Genomic DNA, 17,548 nt, shown 5'->3' with positions numbered 1-17,548 from the left:
GCACCGCAATTGAACCTCATCAACCGCGTCTCAGGGTTGGGAGAGGTCCCGTGGGTGAGGACAAGCTCCGAGCATGAGTGAGAAGAGTATGAAGACGTATCTGACCATCGCACAGGTTGCGGAGGTGACGCAGACCTCGACAACCACTGTCCGCCGGTGGATCGCGCAAGGTGAACTCAGAGCCTACCGATTCGGAGCGCAATATTCGGATCGATCCTGCCGACCTCGACAAGATGCGCAAGCAGGTCAACCCCGCTGGGAATGACTACTTGGCTTACAAAGCTGGCGTGAAGGAACCAGGTGGCGACGATGAGCACTGAACTCGGCACAGCAACGCTGGCCATGACGACATGGTGGGACGAGACGACATGGCTCCCATTCGTGGAGGCCGACAATTGCAACATCACCGGGCCGGGCCACCAGGACAAGGATGTGTTCGCGCAGGCCGTCACTGCATGGGAGCGCACGTGCGATGCGTCGAAACTTGTTTGGCCGGAATGGTCGGCGTGGAAAGCCGACGATATTGCTCACCCGTGGGTGGTCAGCCGAGACAACTGGGAGACCTGGCATGTCGCCCCGTCGGGTGCACCAGGAGCTGTCCCAGCGATCTGTAATCGGGGCAACGATGAGTATCGAACTCTAACCGCCGAGTTATGCCGCCTCGGACAGTCGCGACCATCCGAGGCAGATACTCCGCACTCCACGTCCGCTCACCGTTTCAGGTTTTCCTAAAGGGACGAAACGGAAGCCCCAGAAGGGAACCGTTCAGGAAGTGAGGAGTGTCATCACCATACGCGCCCAACACGTAAACAGCGAGGGCAGAAGCCAAGTTGGCGACGGAGAAGCAGCGAACTGGCCCAACATGAGCACAGATTATTGTGGGCCAGTAACCGGGTGCTCGATCGGGAACTGACGCGAATGGTCATTGTTGGACCTAGCTCGAGGCGTCTCCCACGACACCGTTGCAATCGAATACGACGGGTCGGGAGGACTCAGAGTGATGATCTGCCAAGGAACCACTGTCCCGAGGCCCTGCCAATCTCGTTCGTCCTCAGGCATGCCATCGGAAGACCACACAACGACCGCTGTTTCAGCAGGGTCATACCCAACGTGTTCCATGCGCAGTGTCCCGGGTTCGCTAATCAACTTCCGGAAATTCACTGCCCGCCACTCATCGAGCCGGCGTTCTCTCTTGCGGCACTGAACCTCAGCGATTGTGCTCACGATCGTGGCGAACAGTGCGAGGAGCGCGATGAAGGTGGTGGCTGGCAATGAAATCTGAGGTGTCCATAAGCTCATCCAAGAAAGAAATCGATAGCACTTAGGAGAACGCGTGTTGGTGATACTCCGTTGGTGATGTGCGGAACTGCAATTTGGGTTGTGCTCACGCTTTGGGTCATCATCCGTGCGCTAGTCCAGCCGAGGGCAATACTCGAAGCATCGCAGTATCACTTCTAATCGAGGATCAAGGAGCCTGCACTTCCATTTTCGGAGGTGCAGGCTCTGTCGTTGAGGCGAAAATGCGATATGGCCCTGTGAGTGGTCTCATGAGGCTGTCTCACGAGCAGGTGATGTTTGACTTAGCACAAAGGCCGCTCACTTGGGCCTTACCGTACCGTAGGGCCAACGTGAGACAGAGGCCGGACGAGCTATTGAACTCGGAGCAGCGTACAAGTGGGGTGTCTTGAACGAAGTTCCCATATCAGGTGGAAAAGCTCGTCGCCCGGAGGGAAACTCGCGCTGCGAAACCGAGTACTGTCGGCGAACGCGGTGTAGATTGCCGGTATCGACAAGGACCCAGCCTTACTCTCGCAGCGGGGGTCTGGGTAGTTGGGCGTTGCTTAGTGAAGTGCCTGCGTGAGCACTTGCTTTTCCCCTAGGTGCGTCTCCCATGTGACTCGCAACTCGCCCGAACGCCGTTGGGCAGCCGGGGCCAATTCAAACTGGATGTCTTGATTCGGTTGAAGTTCCGGAACGTTGATGTCCTTGAACACCTCACCCGTCACCGCGACGTGATAGACGGCCGTGGTTTCATCGTTGCGTAGTGTGCACTCGCCTTTGCTGTTCTGAGTCAGGTCCATGATTCACCTTTACAGTTCGAATGGGCCCTTATTATACCGAGGGAATTTGTGCCGCTCGCAAGACTATTTCGAGACTACGCGGCGCTGTCAGATTGCGAGACGGTGTGGTCCCAAGGGTGATATTTCTGGTCGCCCTCTGTCCTGCGAGATCGTGCCAAGGTGACAATAGAGGTGATTCCTGCTGCTACCGTCGCAGCGGTTGCAAGGGCAATGGTCAGTCTGATGAGATCACGTGGAATAGCCATGAGACTTAGCCTTCAATGCTGGTCGGTGTCGGGATCGGATTATATCGCCGATGTCCATGTGCAGACCATCACTTGCTCGTCCGAGTGGTGCCCTTTCGCGCCTACTTGATTCCGTAGGAGTCGTTCGATCGTTGCCGGTTGTCGCGGACGTACCCGGCCACGGCAGTGTATGAGCGGCCGAGCATTGCAGCACGTTCCGCGACCGGCAGGTCCGTGCGGGTGTATGCGACCACAGCATCTTCACATGTCCATGGCTTCCACCGGCTCGTCGCCAACGAGCGGCCGCGTGTACCAACAGCCGGTCGCATACCCCATTCTCTGAACCACTTAACCAACGTCGACTCCCACAGGGGCAGCAATGTCGGCGATGGACTCACCCGCCTCACGATGCGCAGTCACCGCGTAGCGCACACGATCCTTGGTCTCTCGCATCGTGTACTGCCGTGTCTCGCTCCCGCCAAGGCCGGGTTTATACCTCGCATAGCAGCGCATCCATAGGCCACGCGCAACCGCATCCCGGTCGCACCACACTGCTGCACAAGTACTCATGCTGGGCTCGTCGGTGAGTGCATGGCAACAGAATATCGGACACAACATGGCCCCACCGCGGTTACGGCGGGGCCTATGTTGTTCCGGCGCAGGCTCGGTTGGGCCTGGCTACCCTAATTGCGGATTATTTCTCGCCTAAAACTCGTTTGACGAAGTTCGTGGCACGCTCGTTGAGTTTGCTGATGCGCATCGATACGTGAGTCTCGAAGTCATTGTGACCTTCGACTGCGCGAGGAGGGTTCCTGACTATCTCGGAACATTCGAAATTGCCGTGAATAAGCGTCCCGAGCGTATTACCGTTCCGCCCCGATGACCCAGCCTTCTTCGCGGTGAACATCCGGACGCCGATGGTCTCGTGCAGGTCCTCGCACCAACTGCACATCGCTTGGGACTTCGCTATGGGTACTACCCTTAGCATCAGTCCACGTGGCACGTCGTCTACGGGGACGATGATGTACGCGCGTTGTGGAATTTTCGTATCGGCCCAACCAAAGTATTCGAGTTTCGCCCACCCGACCTCAGCGAGATTAGCTGGCGGCGTGATTTTCTCGGCTTCGCGGCGAGAGGTGTTGATGAAGGACTTCTTTATCTGAGTGGCATTGAGCTGCTGCATGACTGGCTTTCTCTGATTTCAGTTGTTGCCTGCAAGCGAATAGTCGCGGAACCGGTTCAGTTGGGCTTCGGCGGAATCTTGCGCGAACCTCTTTGCGCGCGCTGACGCGCTTCAATCGCATCAAGAAGGACCGCTGAATGGTCGAGGCCAACTGAGAATGGCTAACGTGGCAATCGCTGACGGTGACGAGGAATGGATAGACGCTAGGTCGACCATGCTCAGGCATGAGTCACCTATCACCCGTCTCGCTGTGAAAGCGTAGTACGGGTGATTCTAGAGCAGCAGGACTAGAAGCAGGCCACGAAGGCCACCATTCCCTTCTTCTGGCGATCCCAGAAGGCTCGGCGAACGTTTTCGACTTCGACTGTATCCGCGTTGACGACGCCGGTTCAACTCAGACCTGTCGCGCAAGACTGGTGTCGTGCCCTTCCATAGTGGGCAGGTCGCGTGCCACCGTGCCTGGTCCTGCACTCGGCCGGGTGAGATACTCAGGCTGGACTGAACATTGAGGGCATGGCTAGAGGGCAGCGGATACATCATAGAACTTATGACCGAATCCGAGGACTACGGCACAGCGACCTGGCGCTACTGGCAGAAGATCCGCGACGTTGTCCACGCCCCACGCCCGTGCGTCATTCCAAGACCGCCCACCCATGCGGGGGCGTGCCCGCATCGAGTGGGAGCGTGACGGGGTGGAGGGAATCGACGGGGTGGCGACTCGGCAAGGGTTCGATGGTGCGATCTTCGTTGAGTTCAAGGACCGGCGCTGCTCCACGCTGAGCGCGCTGCTCCACGCTGGGCGCGTGGCTGCACGCAGACGACGTGTGGTGGGAGGAGCGGCACGTTTGCTGTCCAGTGCTCAAACAGCGCGCTGTGTGTGGCTAGCCGTTGGTCGATTTGCGGATCCTGAGCCAGCGGTAGATGGCCTGTCGTGATATTCCTGCCGCTCGTGCGACCTTGGATACGTCTTTTATTGCTAGCGCAGCTTCGGACGCGAGTTCCCGCAGCAGAGCCTTACTCGACCGTATGTGTGTGTTCGCAACCTGGAGCCGTCTCAATATCAGGTGTCGGTCTGGCTCGTGATCGTTGCCGTCTGAGGTGTCGTCGCGAAGCCATCGGTTCAGAGTCGGAGGGGTAACGCCAGCATTGATGTAGACGCGAGATTTTTTGATTCCTGCTGCCACTGCCCGGCGCGCAAGTTCTCGACGGTGGGCACTTTCGTGTGAGATATTGTCGCGCAGCAGTTCGAGCCGTGTCATGAGCTCGTCGGGAGAAGCGCATTCTATTATTTGCGGCTCATTCCGGTTGGGTGAATTCCGGTTGGGTGAACTGGAGGCTTCGTGTACCGATTCATCCTGGGCAGGGACGGTCTGCGCTTCTCGTCCTGATGCTCGAAGTCGAAATTCGAGAGTACCGCCGCGACCGACGATGAGGTCAGGATCGTAGCCGTGCTCGGATGCTGCTTCTCGGAGTCGAAAGTACATGTGCTCGTAGAACTGTGGAGTGCAGGTGAAGCGGACAGTGGGGCTGCCGTCAAAGAAGGCGTCGAGCCACTCTTCAATGTGGCGAGGAATCGATGAGAGGCGTGAGACTTGTGAGCTGTCGGGGCGCTCCGAATCCGCGGGCGGCCTCGACGATTTCATGAGAATACACTACATGCGTTTTGCGAACATTCTGAGGGACTAAAGCACTGTTGTGAAGTTGTTATCGGTCCATGTGTGGTGGCCCCGGAGACATGAGCACAAAACGAGCACACGTGACCTCAGAACACCCACAATCAGCCCCCTTCAGGCCCCGGCCAACATCTCCAGGTATTCAGCGAACGGGGCTCTCACCAGCGCGGTCGATAGAACCACGACTTCTTCTCCGGATCTGGATCCTCCTACGTCGTCGGCAAGGCCGAGAACACGGAAGACGGCGACTGGGACTTCTGAGTGTCCACCTCTTCGCAGGCCCGTACCGCCTTAGTTGGCGAACCGGCCCGGCAACTCCCAGATCCAGGAGTGTGCAGTCCACGGACAACAGGATAGGGTGTGATATATCAATTCCATCTCAAGATCAGAGGCGATCTTCATGACACGTGTGCGTGGGCGAAAAGTCGAATTCGACGATATCGACGAATCCGATCTGGTGGTGACCGAACCCAAGACTGCGGCGGCGGGTCTGAAGGCCGTCGAGGTCTCGTTCGAACGGGGTCTCAAGCAGGGTGGAGCCAGCCGGACCGTGCGGTCGATGCTCCGAGTCAACCAGCCCGACGGCGTCGACTGCCCCGGCTGCGCCTGGCCGGAATCGATCACTGGTGATCGGAAGAAGATCGAATTCTGCGAAAACGGCGCGAAGGCACTTGCCGAGGAGAACACGACACGTGTGGCGACGCCCGGATGGTGGGCACAGCACCCGATCTCCGTTCTCGAGAAGAAGACCGAGTATTGGCTGGGGCAGTCGGGTCGAATCACCCACCCGATGATCATCAGGGAGGGGGAGACACACTACTCGCCCCTCGAATGGTCCGAAGCCTTCGAGATCATCGGTGAACACATTCGGGCCACCGAGCCTGACCGGTCCGTCTTCTACACCTCGGGTCGCACACCCAATGAGACGGCGTTCCTCTACCAGCTCCTGGCCAGGAGCATCGGGACGAACAACCTTCCCGACTGCTCGAATATGTGCCACGAGTCCTCCGGCTCGGCGCTGAGTCCCACAATCGGGATCGGCAAGGGCACCGTGTCCCTCGAAGATCTCAACAAGGCTGAGCTCATCTTCGTCGTGGGACAGAACCCTGGAACGAATCACCCCCGCATGCTCGGATCCCTGGCTGAATGCCGACGCAACGGCGGCAAAGTCGTCGCGGTGAACCCGCTGCCGGAGGCCGGGCTCCTGAACTTCAAAGATCCGCAGACCCCGAAAGGACTGCTGGCAGACGGGGAGCGAACCAGTGATGAGTTCCTCCAGATCCGGGTCGGCGGAGACCAGGCCCTGTTCCAGGCCCTGGGGCATCTGCTGCTCAAGATGGAGGCTGAGGCTCCAGGCACTGTCGTCGATCGTGATTTCGTCGACTCATCAACTGAGGGCTTCGCTTCCTACGCGCAGGCACGAGAGGAACTCGATTGGGACGAGACCGAACTCGCCACTGGACTCAAGCGCGCGGAGATTGAACATGTCGCCGGAATGCTGGCGACCTCGAAGGCCACGATCTTCTGCTGGGCATTGGGCATCACACAGCAGCCGCACTCCGTTGACACGATCAAGGAGATCGTGAATCTGCTGCTCCTGCAGGGAAACTTCGGCAAGCCGGGAGCAGGAGCGTGCCCGGTACGGGGACACTCCAATGTTCAAGGTGACCGTACGTTCGGGGTCTGGGAGAAGCCGAAAGAGGAGTTCCTGCACCTGTTGGACACCGAGTTCGGGATCGATGCGCCCCGTGAACATGGCTACGACTCCACCGAGGCGATGCGGGCCATGGCACGCGGCGATGTCGATGTCTTTATGGCGCTGGGTGGAAACCTGGCGATGGCGAATTCAGACACAGCATTGATGGAGTCCGGTCTCAAGCAGACCGGACTCACGGTACACATCTCGACGAAACCCAACCGCTCACATGTCGTCCACGGCAAGACTTCGATCATCCTGCCCACACTGGGACGCACTGACCGCGATGATAAGCACCCCGGGGGAGCTCAGTTCCTGTCTGTCGAGAACTCCATGTCCGTGGTCAGCAAGACACAGGGACGTTTAGAGCCGGTCTCCGACCACCTGCTGGCGGAGCCTGTCCTCCTTGCCAGAATCGCCGAGGCGGTCTTCGGTCCCGACCATGTGGTGGACTGGAAGGCGATGGCGCAGGACTACGATGTCATCCGCGACCATGCCTCCAGAGTCATCCCCGGAACCGAGAATTTCAACACTCGTGTCCGCGACAAATACGGCTTCGTCCTGCCCAATCCTCCACGGGACGAGCGCTCGTTCGCGACAGAAGAAGGTCGGGCACAGTTCACCACGCGCCAGCTCGAATACCTGATTCCGCCTGAAGGCCACCTCATTCTGCAGACTATGCGCTCGCACGATCAATACAACACCACGTTCTACGGGCTCGACGATCGGTACCGGGGCATCTCCGGCGGCCGGCGCGTAATACTCATCAACCCCGCTGATCTCGCACCTGCGGGCGTTGAGGACAGACAGCTCGTCGATGTCGTCTCCGTCTTCAACGGTGAGGAGCGTCGGGCCGAGAAATTCCGAATGGTCTCTTACCCGACTGCTCGGGGCTGCGTGGCAGCGTACTTTCCCGAAGCCAATGCACTCGTCCATCGTGACCTGGTGGCACGAGAGTCGAACACACCAGGCTTCAAGGCGGTCATGGTCCGCTTCGAGCCACGTGCTGACGACAGAGACGAGGTGGTCGAGGCCACCATGGCCGAGGCCAGCACGGTGCAGAACAGTGCCGAGGCGCCCGCAGCCTCCAGCGTCAGCTAGATTCGCGCGCCGATCGTGCCGAGGCGACGTCATCGACGATGGCGGCGATATGCTGCATGCTTGCGATCAGCGAACCGTAGAGAGCCCAGGAACGCTCGGGGAGGCCGTCATCGTTGGCCATTTTCACCGACAACTGTTCGAGCCGCTTGAAGACCGGTTCGACCTCCGCATCGGGGTCGGCAATCGCCCGTCCTGCGTCCCGGACGATGGAGGTCCACTGTTCGCGGAAGTGAGTGTCCCATTCACCCCTTGCATATGAGCCCTCACGTAGGGTCCGGGTCAGGTGACGCAGATGCGAGATGCCTTCTTCCACCCGCTGCAGGATGTTCTCGTAGTTAGTCTCCTCTGCCGATGACACCGAATCGTGGGCTTCACCGGATGGGTTGCGTCTCCGGCGAACACGATAACGCGGGTTTGCCCTCTGGCTCTCACGAGCGAATCTGACCGACTGCCATGCCGAGCTCAACTCGTGGCTCATCGATTCGGTCTCCTCGAACCAATCATCGGCATCGGCTGTGTCCCAGCCGTCATCCAGTTCATCTGCCATGTCGACCAACATGTCGCCCATGCGACGGTTGATGCTGTCGACATAGCGAGCTGCCTGTTGATCGCGCAGAGGCGGAATCACCAGGAGGTTGACGACGATGCCGACGGCGACGCCGACGCAGAGCTCCAAGATCCGCTCCCCGAGAAAGGGCTGCTGACTGTCGAAGCCGCTGCCGAGGACGAAGATTCCGGTTGTTGCAATCGCAATACCTTCATCGCGGATCCACGGCAGCCGCGCAGCAGTGAGGCCGACCAGGAGCGCGAGAGCAAAAGTCCAGATGCTCACCCCCAGGTAGTTGCCGATGACGAAGGACAAGGCAACACCGAGGGTTGAGGCGATCGTCGACTGCGCTCCGCGAGACAGCGAGCGGTGGACGGTGGCATGGACTGTCAGCAGCGCCGCCCACGGAGCCAGGAACGGCATCTGGGAGTTCAGGACGCTATCAGACAGCCACCAGGCGCCGGTGGCCGCGATCACCGTCTTGACGACCTGAAGAATGTCGGTGACGACTTCGGGACGTCTGGCCAGAAACGATAGCTGGTGTCGTGAGTTCTGCTGCAATGGTCGTCCTTTCGGACAGAATGCATGGAGTTATCACCCTACAAGGCATATATGGTAGCTGACCGGCGTGGGCGAGGGGCAATGGGCGGAGAATGAAAATGCCCGACATTCCTGCAGGTGAAACCTGCGAAATGTCGGGCAGAGCTCAGACTGTCGTGGTTCTCGCTCTGCTTAAAACCCAGCAGTGCGAAGGAAAACCCGACAGACGGCGGCGATCAGGCCGCCAGCGGCGTGATCTCACGCAGCGATGAACCGGTGAACAGCACGACGCGGCCGGTGATGTCACTGATCGTGACTTTGCCGTTGCGGGTGCTGATCTTCGGATCAATCAGTCCTGCATGCTCAATGGCACGCTGGACCCACTGTGGGAACTGAGTCATCGTTCCCTCCTTTCTTAGCTACTTCGTCGAACGGCATGCATCAACGCATGTCGTTCTCATTGTTTTCGTGGTGGCGACGGGGCGGTCGCCGAGGTGCTGGCCGAGTATCGGAGCGAATCGGATGCTGGCCCGCTGAAATGTCACCGTGGTGTGGGTTGATCCTTCACGGTGGGGGATCTGCGATTCGAAGTGAGACAGTGTCCGTGGCGAATCATTTGCAATGTCGAACCTGGATCTGAATTCTCACTCATGAGCGACGTGTCATCGTGCTCAGCGGATCAGATGGTTCAATGAAGCCGGACGACTCCGAACGCAAGACATCAGCTTAACCGCATCGGAAACGAGAAGTCAAAACAGTGGTTGATCAGCGGAAGGTCTTGCCGCGACGCAGACTCAGCAAGATGATGAGCGCGGTGATCAGAAGCGCAGCCGCAACGACCAGCATTCCGACGGGAAGCAGAGTTTCATTCGAGACGCCGAGGATCTTCGCCGAGGCCTTGGACTCAGTCGCCTCGCCACCATCGCCTGAGTCCATCTCGGTGCCGACCGAAGCGGCGTCGGCGCCGCTGGCATCACTGCCGCTCTCCGAAGCAGTCGCATCGGCACTGGGCGTCATCGACTGGCCGACAGGGACGGTCTGAAGAGACTTCGGGTCCTTCTGGGCGAAGTCCCATTCGAGCAGGTCGACCGCGGCTTGGCGGGAGTTGTTGTCGATGCCTAGCATCGTCGAAACCACACGATGCCCGTCGCGTTCGGCAACGGCGATATAGGCACCCTTGGCCTGGCGAGTGAATCCGTTCTTCAGGCCCAACCCACCGTCGATCTGGCCGACGATCTTCGTATGGTTCTGAATTTCGTAGCCCTTGAACTTCTCCTTAGTATCCGGGTTCTTGCCACCCGGGAATTTGTACGTCTCGGTGCTGATGACGTCCATCAGGTAATCGTTCTCGCACACCGCCCACGCCAGCTTCATCATGTCTGAGGCCGTCATGTGCTGTTTCGTGTCGTCGAGGCCTGAGGTGTTGGCTGCGTGAGTGTTCGTCATCCCCAGCTCTTCGGCCTTCTTGTTCATGAGTGCCACGGCCTTCTCCTGGCCGCCGGCGGCCCGACCGAGGGCGTTGGCGGCATCATTGGCACTCGACATCAGCATCGCGTGGAAGAGCAGGTCGACGGTGTATTCGTTCTTCTGCATGAGACCGACCTTCGTGCCGTCGATCTCCATGTCCTCGAACTCTGCCTCGACCTTCTGTTTGGGATCGTCGAGCACGTCGACAAGAGCTAGCGCGGTCAGCAGCTTGATCGTCGAGGCGGGTGCGTGCTTCTTGTCGATATCGTGCGCCGCCTGAACTTCACCCGTGTCGAGGTCACCCACCAGCCACGACGTGCCCACCGGCTGCGGCGGCTTCGCTTCATCGCCGAGGTCCGCCGGTGTTTCGTAGACCTTCTCCTGCTTCTCACCCGGTTGGCCCACACCGTGCGAGGTGCCGGGGGAGAGGACCAGCTGCGCCCCGATCAGCAGCAATGCGAGCATGGCGCTGATGATGAGGCGCACTCCCACGCCGAACGAATGCGAGGCAGTTGTCGTCAGCGACGCAGAGGAAGAGCGGGTAGAAAGCATGCGTACAAGTCTACGACGGTGAAGGAGCAGTCGTCCTCAGGGACTCTCGTGCGATTGAGCACAGCATTTCGACAGTCGAAGTCAGACTGAGCTGGTTCAAACCTGTCTAATCTGACTCAGGCTGGCCAAGTCACCCAGGCGCCCACACGCACACACCCCTGGGCGCCCACACCCAGGGCGCACACACCCTGGGCGCCCACACCCAGGGCGCCCACACCCAGGGCGCCCACACCACTCAACCCCCGCGGGGACGCGAAAGGCGGCCGTGCACGAAAAGTGCACGACCGCCTCGGCGATTCAGAAGTTCAGATCAGAATGCGCGCTGCAGGACTGCCTGCTTCACCTCGGCGATGGCCTTGGTGATTTCGATGCCACGAGGGCAGGCCTCGGTGCAGTTGAAGGTGGTGCGGCAACGCCACACACCTTCCTTGTCGTTGAGGATCTCCAGGCGCATGTCTCCGCCTTCGTCACGCGAATCGAAGATGAAGCGGTGCGCGTTGACGATGGCTGCCGGCCCGAAGTACTGGCCATCGGTCCAGAACACGGGGCACGACGAGGTGCACGCGGCGCAGAGAATGCACTTCGTGGTGTCGTCGAATGCCTCACGCTGCTCGGCCGACTGCAGACGCTCACGCGTCGGCTCGTGACCGGACGTGATGAGGAACGGCATGACCTCACGGTACGACTGGAAGAAGGGCTCCATGTCGACGATGAGATCCTTTTCCAGAGGCAGACCCTTGATCGCCTCGACGGTGATCGTCTTGGACGTGTCCAGATCCTTCAACAGGGTCTTGCAGGCCAAACGGTTGCGGCCGTTGATGCGCATGGCATCGGAGCCGCACACGCCGTGGGCACAGGAACGGCGGAAGGACAGCGAACCGTCCTCCTCCCACTTGATCTTGTGCAGGGCGTCCAGGACACGGTCGGTGCCGTACATGGTGACCTTGTACTCCTCCCAGTGCGCCTCTTCGTCCTGTTCGGGATCGAAGCGTGCGATCTGGAAGGTGCAGTCGAACGACGGGATCGAACCGCTGTCGCCGGCCACATGGTCGGGCAGGTCGATCTTCGAGGCCGGCTCCGGGGTTTCGGTTGAGGTATCGGTGCTCATCAGTACTTACGCTCCATCGGCTGGTAACGGGTGACGATGACGGGCTTCGTCTCCAGACGCATGCCCTTGATGCCGTCGGTCTCGGAATCAGGATCGAGGTACGTCATCGTGTGGTGCATGAATCCCTCGTCGTCACGATCCGGAAAGTCTTCTCGGAAGTGCCCACCGCGTGATTCCTTACGGTGGATGGCGGCGACGGAGATGACCTCGGCGAGTTCGAGCAGGAAGTTCAGCTCGACGGCCTCGAGGAGGTCGAGGTTGAAGCGCTTGCCGCGGTCCTGAATGCCGACGTTGTTGTAACGTTCACGCAGTTTCGCGATCTCGTCGAGCGCTTCGCGCAGAGTCTCGTCAGTGCGGAATACCTGGACGTTGGCGTCCATGAGCTCCTGCAGATCCTTGCGGATGGCGCCGATGCGCTCGGTGCCGTCGGAGGTCCGCATCTTCTCGAGGAGTGCGACCGTATCGCCCTCGGCACCTTCCGGCAGCTCAACGAAGTCAGCGGTCTTCGCATATTCCGCGGCGGCGATGCCGGCGCGCTTGCCGAAGACGTTGATGTCGAGCAGCGAGTTCGTACCCAGGCGGTTCGAACCGTGGACGGACACACAGGCAACCTCACCGGCGGCGTAGAGGCCGGGGATGACGTTGTCGTTGTCAGCGAGCACCTCGGCGCCGACATTGGTCGGAATGCCGCCCATGGCGTAGTGCGCGGTCGGGAAGACCGGCACAGGCTCCGTGTAGGGCTCCACGCCGAGGTAGGTGCGGGCGAACTCGGTGATGTCGGGCAGCTTCGCATCGATGTGCGCGGGCTCGAGGTGGGTGAGGTCGAGCAGGACGTAGTCCTTGTTCGGACCGCAGCCGCGGCCTTCGCGCACCTCATTGGCCATGGAACGGGCCACGATGTCACGAGGAGCGAGGTCCTTGATCGTCGGGGCGTAGCGTTCCATGAAGCGCTCACCATCGGAGTTGCGCAGGATCGCGCCCTCGCCGCGGGCCGCCTCGGAGAGCAGGATGCCCAGACCGGCCAGGCCGGTCGGGTGGAACTGGAAGAATTCCATGTCCTCGAGCGGGATGCCCCGGTTGTAGGCCACAGCCATGCCGTCCCCGGTCAGGGTGTGTGCGTTCGAGGTGGTCTTGAATACCTTGCCCACGCCGCCGGTTGCGAAGACGACCGACTTTGCCTGGAACAGGTGGATCTCGCCGGTGGCCAGTTCGTAGGCGACGACGCCCGCCGGACGGCGGACTCCGTCGACCTCGGTCATGGCCAGGTCGAGGACGTAGAACTCGTTGTAGAACTCGACACCGTGCTTGACGCAGTTCTGGTACAGAGTCTGGAGGATCATGTGACCGGTGCGGTCGGCCGCGTAGCAGGAGCGACGGACCGGGGACTTGCCGTGGTCACGGGTGTGACCACCGAAGCGACGCTGATCGATCTTGCCTTCGGGTGTCCTGTTGAAGGGCAGCCCCATCTTCTCGAGATCGAGGACCGCGTCGATGGCTTCCTTGGCCATGACCTCGGCGGCATCCTGGTCGACCAGGTAGTCACCGCCCTTGACGGTGTCGAAGGTGTGCCACTCCCAGTTGTCCTCTTCCACATTCGCCAGTGCGGCGCACATGCCGCCCTGGGCCGCACCGGTGTGCGAACGCGTGGGGTAGAGCTTGGTCAGGACTGCGGTCCGGGCACGCTGGCCCGATTCGATCGCTGCACGCATCCCGGCGCCACCGGCACCGACGATGATGACGTCGTATTGATGTACCTGCATGTTTCTCCTTCTATGCGGCCGAGCAGAACGACGCCAGCAATGCGGGGTCGGCTCCGGCCGGGCAGGGATCGAATGTGAAGATGACGAGCGTGCCGAGCACGATGACGATGATCGAAGCGATGTAGAGGATCATCTGCAGGGCCATGCGGGTGCCGGGCTTCTCGGCATAGTCCATGATGATGGTGCGCAGGCCGTTGGTGCCGTGCAGCATTGCCAGCCACAGCATCAGCAGATCCCAGATCTGCCAGAACGGGCTGGCCCATTTGCCGGCCACGAACCCGAAGTCGATGGCCTGGACGCCTTCTCCGGCCCACAGGTTCACGAAGAGGTGGCCGAAGATGAGGATGACGAGGACGACGCCGGAGATGCGCATGAACAGCCATGCGAACATCTCGAACTTCGAACGTGTTGATTTGTGGCGCGAGTAGCCGGTGCGCGGAGCCGGGATCGATGTTGTGCTCATGTCATCCTCCGAACGTGTGCATCAGCTGGCGGGGGATGAAGGCGATCATAATGATGAGCCATACGATGATGACTCCCCAGAACAGCTTCTTCTGATTCTTCGGTCCGCTCTTCGAGAAGTCGACGAGAATGACGCGAAGGCCGTTGAACGCATGGAATGCGATTGCGGCAACGAGTGCGATCTCGCCGATGGCCATGAACGGGGTCTTGTAGGTTCCGATCACGGCATTGTAGGCCTCGGGTGAGACGCGAACGAGTGCAGTATCGAGCACGTGGACCAACAGAAAGAAGAAGATTCCGACGCCTGTGACGCGATGCGCGACCCAGGACCACATTCCTTCATTTCCTCGGTACAGAGTGCCCGTAGACGCTTTGGCCACGGAGCATCCTCCATCTTGGATTAATCGACTGTGTACATCAAGAAACTACGCCGAACGCCGCCTGGTTGCCAGTCGAGCTTCGCCTGAGCGTGGTGGATCACATTAAGTTCCTGGCAGTTCCCTCACAGCGGTCATTCTCGGATACGACGAAATTCAATTACATCACAATCTTGTGTGCTAACTTTTCTGGCCGCCGGGCTGACCTGGTGAGTCGGGATCCTTTCCGGATTGGAGCCAGTCTGGTTACGGTTCTCCTCACCCCGACACGGCGGAGAACATCGGTCAGAGAGTGCCCGAACTTTGAGACACTGATGGTGTGAACACACACTTCCACGCCATCATCCCCGCCGGCGGATCCGGAACCCGGCTCTGGCCGCTCTCCCGCAAGGCATCGCCGAAGTTCCTCCATGACGTGTTGGGTACGGGCCGGAGCCTGATCCAGTCGACCTGGGATCGTGTCGCACCCCTCGTCGGACCCGAGAAGGTGTGGGTCGTGACGGGGGAGAGCCACCGTGATCAGGTCGCTGAGCAGCTTCCCGAGATCGCGGTGCACAAGATCCTCGCCGAGCCCTCGCCGAAGGATTCGGCAGCCGCGATCGGTCTGGCGACCATGCTCATCGCACAGGAAGACCCGGACGCGATCGTCGGCTCGTTCTCAGCAGACCATTCGATCACCAACGTCGACGAGTTCCGGCTGGTCATCGACCAGGCCTGCGCTGCCGCTGAGACCGGTGACATCGTCACCGTCGGCATCATGCCCCGCAACCCCGCCACCGCCTATGGCTACATCGAGACCGGTGACCTGCTGGGCCTCGACGGCGCACCGACTGCGCGGCGAGCCATGGCCTTCGCTGAGAAGCCGGCTGCGAGCACGGCCCGCGCCTACGTCAATTCCGGCCGCTACCGCTGGAACGCCGGCATGTTCATCGCCAAGGCCTCCGCCCTCCTCGAGGTCCTCGAAACCGAGGATCCGACCCTGTATGCAGGTCTGTCTCGGATTGCGCAAGCGTGGGGTTCCGACGCTCAGGCCGAGGTGCTTGCCGAAGTGTGGCCCGATTTGGAGAAGCGCGCCATCGATTACGTCGTCGCCGAGCCCGCTGCCGCGGCCGGCCGTGTCATCGTCATCCCCGGCGACTTCGGCTGGGACGACGTCGGCGACTTCGACTCCGTGGCACGATTGCGCCAGCCGGTGCCAGGTGAGCCAGCGGGGGTCATCTCGATCGGTCAGAACTGCGACCTCCTCGAGATCGACGCCTCAGGTGTCGTCTTCTCGGAGTCCAAGAAGCCGCGCACGGTTGCGATCGTCGGCCTCGACGATCTCGTCGTCGTCGACACCGAGGACGTCCTGCTCATCACCTCCCGGTCCCATGCCCAGGATGTGAAGAAGGCAGTCTCGGCCGCCGGTGAGCGCGGCCTCGACGACCTGCTGTAGGCAAGTGATGTATCCGGTCTCCGAGGCTGGTGTCGCAGGCGGAGTATGTCGAATTTGGTCGCAGTGCGCCCAAATGTGACGCCGAGTGCTTAGCATTGCAGTCAATGTCTCAGATATCCCAAACGCGCCCAGGCGGCGTCGCGCTCCCAGAAGGACCAGACGTGATCAGCTCGACAATTGCTGAGATCGGTGCAGAGCTCATCGATTTCCGCCGCGACATCCATGCGCACCCGGAACTGTCCTTCCAGGAGTTCGACACCACGGACAAGATCATCCGACGTCTTGAAGCGGCCGGTCTGTCACCTCGGCGGCTCGAGGGCACAGGCGTCGTCTGCGAAGTCGGCGAGGGTCCGATCGCCCTGGGGCTTCGAGCCGACATCGACGCGCTGCCCATCGATGACCTCATCGACGAGGACTTCGCCTCAACGGTGCCCGGTGTGGCACACGCCTGCGGCCACGACGTGCACCTGACCGGACTCGTCGGCGCCGGCATCGCTCTGCAGAGACTTCACGAATCCACACCCGGCGGGCTCGGCGGACGCGTCCGCCTCATCTTCCAACCCGGCGAGGAAGTCACCCCTGGCGGGGCGCTGCGCATCATCTCCCAGGGTGTCCTCGACGATGTGCCCGAGGTCTATGCCGTCCACTGCGACCCCAATGTCGACGTCGGTCGGATAGGCTCCCGCATCGGCGCCATCACCGCGGCCGGCGACACCGTCATCATCCGTCTCTCAGGCCACGGCGGGCACACCTCACGGCCCCACCTGACCGAAGACCTCGTCTACGCGCTGGGCAAACTCGCCACCGACCTGCCCTCGACGCTGGGCCGTCTCATCGATCCGCGCCACGCGATCTCCCTCGTGTGGGGCGAGATCAGCGCCGGTCACGCGGCCAACGTCGTTCCCAGTGAGGGAATTCTGCGCGGGACTTTGCGCTGTCTCGACGTCGACGGCTGGAACCAGGTCGCCGAGGTGCTTCCCGAGTTGGTCGAGAGGATCGCCGGGCCGTACGGGGTCACCGTCGACCTCGACCATCGCCGAGGTGTTCCGCCGGTGGTCAACACCGAAGACCAGGTTGCGCTCATCGAGTCCGCTGTCCGCGGAGAACTCGGTGAGAACTCCGTCCAGCTGACCCCGCAGTCGATGGGCGGGGAGGACTTCGCCTGGTACCTCACGCATTGCCCCGGGGCCCTGGTGCGCATGGGCACCCGCACCCCCGGCGGCACAACGTACGACATCCACCAGGGCGACCTGCTCATCGACGAAGACAGCGTCGAGATCGCCGCCCGCATATTCACCGCCACCGCGCTGAGGGTCCTCGAGCGGAACTGATGCCCCACCGG

At 60.8% G+C, this 17,548-nt stretch carries 15 protein-coding genes and 1 pseudogene; 5 read left to right on the top strand and 11 right to left on the bottom strand.

Annotation, left to right across the window (positions count from 1 at the left end):
• Positions 1-73: 73 nt before the first annotated feature.
• Positions 74-154, top strand: a pseudogene (locus tag FO013_RS23345) (hypothetical protein); the annotation flags it as partial.
• A gap of 16 nt (positions 155-170) precedes the next feature.
• Positions 171-320: a hypothetical protein gene (locus FO013_RS23010; RefSeq protein ID WP_260848280.1), complete on the top strand. Its 150-nt coding sequence runs from the start codon at positions 171-173 to the stop codon at positions 318-320.
• Between the two features lie 1,521 nt (positions 321-1,841).
• Here FO013_RS23010 and FO013_RS19240 read toward each other — a convergent pair.
• From FO013_RS19240 to FO013_RS19230, 4 genes are all read right to left on the bottom strand, one after another.
• The gene (locus tag FO013_RS19240; RefSeq protein ID WP_143924175.1) at positions 1,842-2,081 is read right to left on the bottom strand and encodes a hypothetical protein; all 240 of its coding nucleotides are present in this window, start codon (positions 2,079-2,081) and stop codon (positions 1,842-1,844) included.
• Positions 2,082-2,427: 346 nt separating this feature from the next.
• Positions 2,428-2,559 carry a hypothetical protein gene (locus FO013_RS23005; protein ID WP_260848279.1) on the bottom strand — a complete coding sequence of 44 codons (132 nt, stop codon included), beginning with the start codon at positions 2,557-2,559 and terminating at the stop codon, positions 2,428-2,430.
• Between the two features lie 94 nt (positions 2,560-2,653).
• Positions 2,654-2,875, bottom strand: coding sequence for a hypothetical protein (locus FO013_RS19235; RefSeq protein WP_143924174.1), 222 nt, complete (start codon positions 2,873-2,875; stop codon positions 2,654-2,656).
• Between the two features lie 124 nt (positions 2,876-2,999).
• Positions 3,000-3,488 carry an FBP domain-containing protein gene (locus FO013_RS19230; RefSeq protein ID WP_143924173.1) on the bottom strand — a complete coding sequence of 163 codons (489 nt, stop codon included), beginning with the start codon at positions 3,486-3,488 and terminating at the stop codon, positions 3,000-3,002.
• Between the two features lie 2,073 nt (positions 3,489-5,561).
• Here FO013_RS19230 and FO013_RS19225 point away from each other — a divergent pair.
• Positions 5,562-7,958 carry an FdhF/YdeP family oxidoreductase gene (locus FO013_RS19225; RefSeq protein ID WP_143924172.1) on the top strand — a complete coding sequence of 799 codons (2,397 nt, stop codon included), beginning with the start codon at positions 5,562-5,564 and terminating at the stop codon, positions 7,956-7,958.
• Here the strand turns inward: FO013_RS19225 and FO013_RS19220 are convergent.
• The 7 genes from FO013_RS19220 to sdhC all read right to left on the bottom strand — a co-directional run bounded on the left by FO013_RS19220 (position 7,951) and on the right by sdhC (position 14,774).
• Positions 7,951-9,066: an FUSC family protein gene (locus FO013_RS19220; RefSeq protein WP_143924171.1), complete on the bottom strand. Its 1,116-nt coding sequence runs from the start codon at positions 9,064-9,066 to the stop codon at positions 7,951-7,953. The two genes, FO013_RS19225 and FO013_RS19220, sit on opposite strands and share 8 nt — an antisense overlap.
• A gap of 215 nt (positions 9,067-9,281) precedes the next feature.
• Positions 9,282-9,446: a hypothetical protein gene (locus FO013_RS22480; protein WP_186293211.1), complete on the bottom strand. Its 165-nt coding sequence runs from the start codon at positions 9,444-9,446 to the stop codon at positions 9,282-9,284.
• Positions 9,447-9,810: 364 nt separating this feature from the next.
• Positions 9,811-11,064 carry a D-alanyl-D-alanine carboxypeptidase family protein gene (locus tag FO013_RS19215; RefSeq protein ID WP_143924170.1) on the bottom strand — a complete coding sequence of 418 codons (1,254 nt, stop codon included), beginning with the start codon at positions 11,062-11,064 and terminating at the stop codon, positions 9,811-9,813.
• A 310-nt stretch (positions 11,065-11,374) separates the two neighbouring features.
• A complete protein-coding gene (locus FO013_RS19205) occupies positions 11,375-12,172 on the bottom strand; it encodes a succinate dehydrogenase iron-sulfur subunit (RefSeq protein WP_096157341.1) in 798 nt (265 codons plus the stop codon).
• The gene (gene sdhA / locus FO013_RS19200; RefSeq protein WP_143924169.1) at positions 12,172-13,932 is read right to left on the bottom strand and encodes a succinate dehydrogenase flavoprotein subunit; all 1,761 of its coding nucleotides are present in this window, start codon (positions 13,930-13,932) and stop codon (positions 12,172-12,174) included. Before sdhA ends, FO013_RS19205 begins: the two co-directional genes overlap by 1 nt.
• Before the next feature lie 10 nt (positions 13,933-13,942).
• A complete protein-coding gene (locus FO013_RS19195; protein WP_143924168.1) occupies positions 13,943-14,395 on the bottom strand; it encodes a succinate dehydrogenase hydrophobic membrane anchor subunit in 453 nt (150 codons plus the stop codon).
• A 1-nt stretch (position 14,396) separates the two neighbouring features.
• Positions 14,397-14,774, bottom strand: a complete 378-nt coding sequence (gene sdhC, locus FO013_RS19190; protein ID WP_101572978.1) for a succinate dehydrogenase, cytochrome b556 subunit — start codon at positions 14,772-14,774, stop codon at positions 14,397-14,399.
• Between the two features lie 316 nt (positions 14,775-15,090).
• Between sdhC and FO013_RS19185 the strand changes: the two genes are divergently transcribed.
• Both FO013_RS19185 and FO013_RS19180 read left to right on the top strand, forming a co-directional pair.
• Positions 15,091-16,206, top strand: coding sequence for a mannose-1-phosphate guanylyltransferase (locus tag FO013_RS19185; RefSeq protein WP_143924167.1), 1,116 nt, complete (start codon positions 15,091-15,093; stop codon positions 16,204-16,206).
• A gap of 161 nt (positions 16,207-16,367) precedes the next feature.
• Entirely contained in the window at positions 16,368-17,537 is a 1,170-nt protein-coding gene (locus FO013_RS19180) for an amidohydrolase (protein WP_143924166.1), read from the top strand.
• Positions 17,538-17,548: the final 11 nt, after the last annotated feature.

Source organism: Brevibacterium aurantiacum (assembly GCF_007558825.1).
In the GTDB taxonomy this organism is placed as follows: Bacteria; Actinomycetota; Actinomycetes; order Actinomycetales; family Brevibacteriaceae; genus Brevibacterium; species Brevibacterium aurantiacum_A.
The sequence above is the reverse complement of the archived record's forward strand: the minus strand, read 5'-3'. Positions and strand labels throughout refer to the sequence as shown.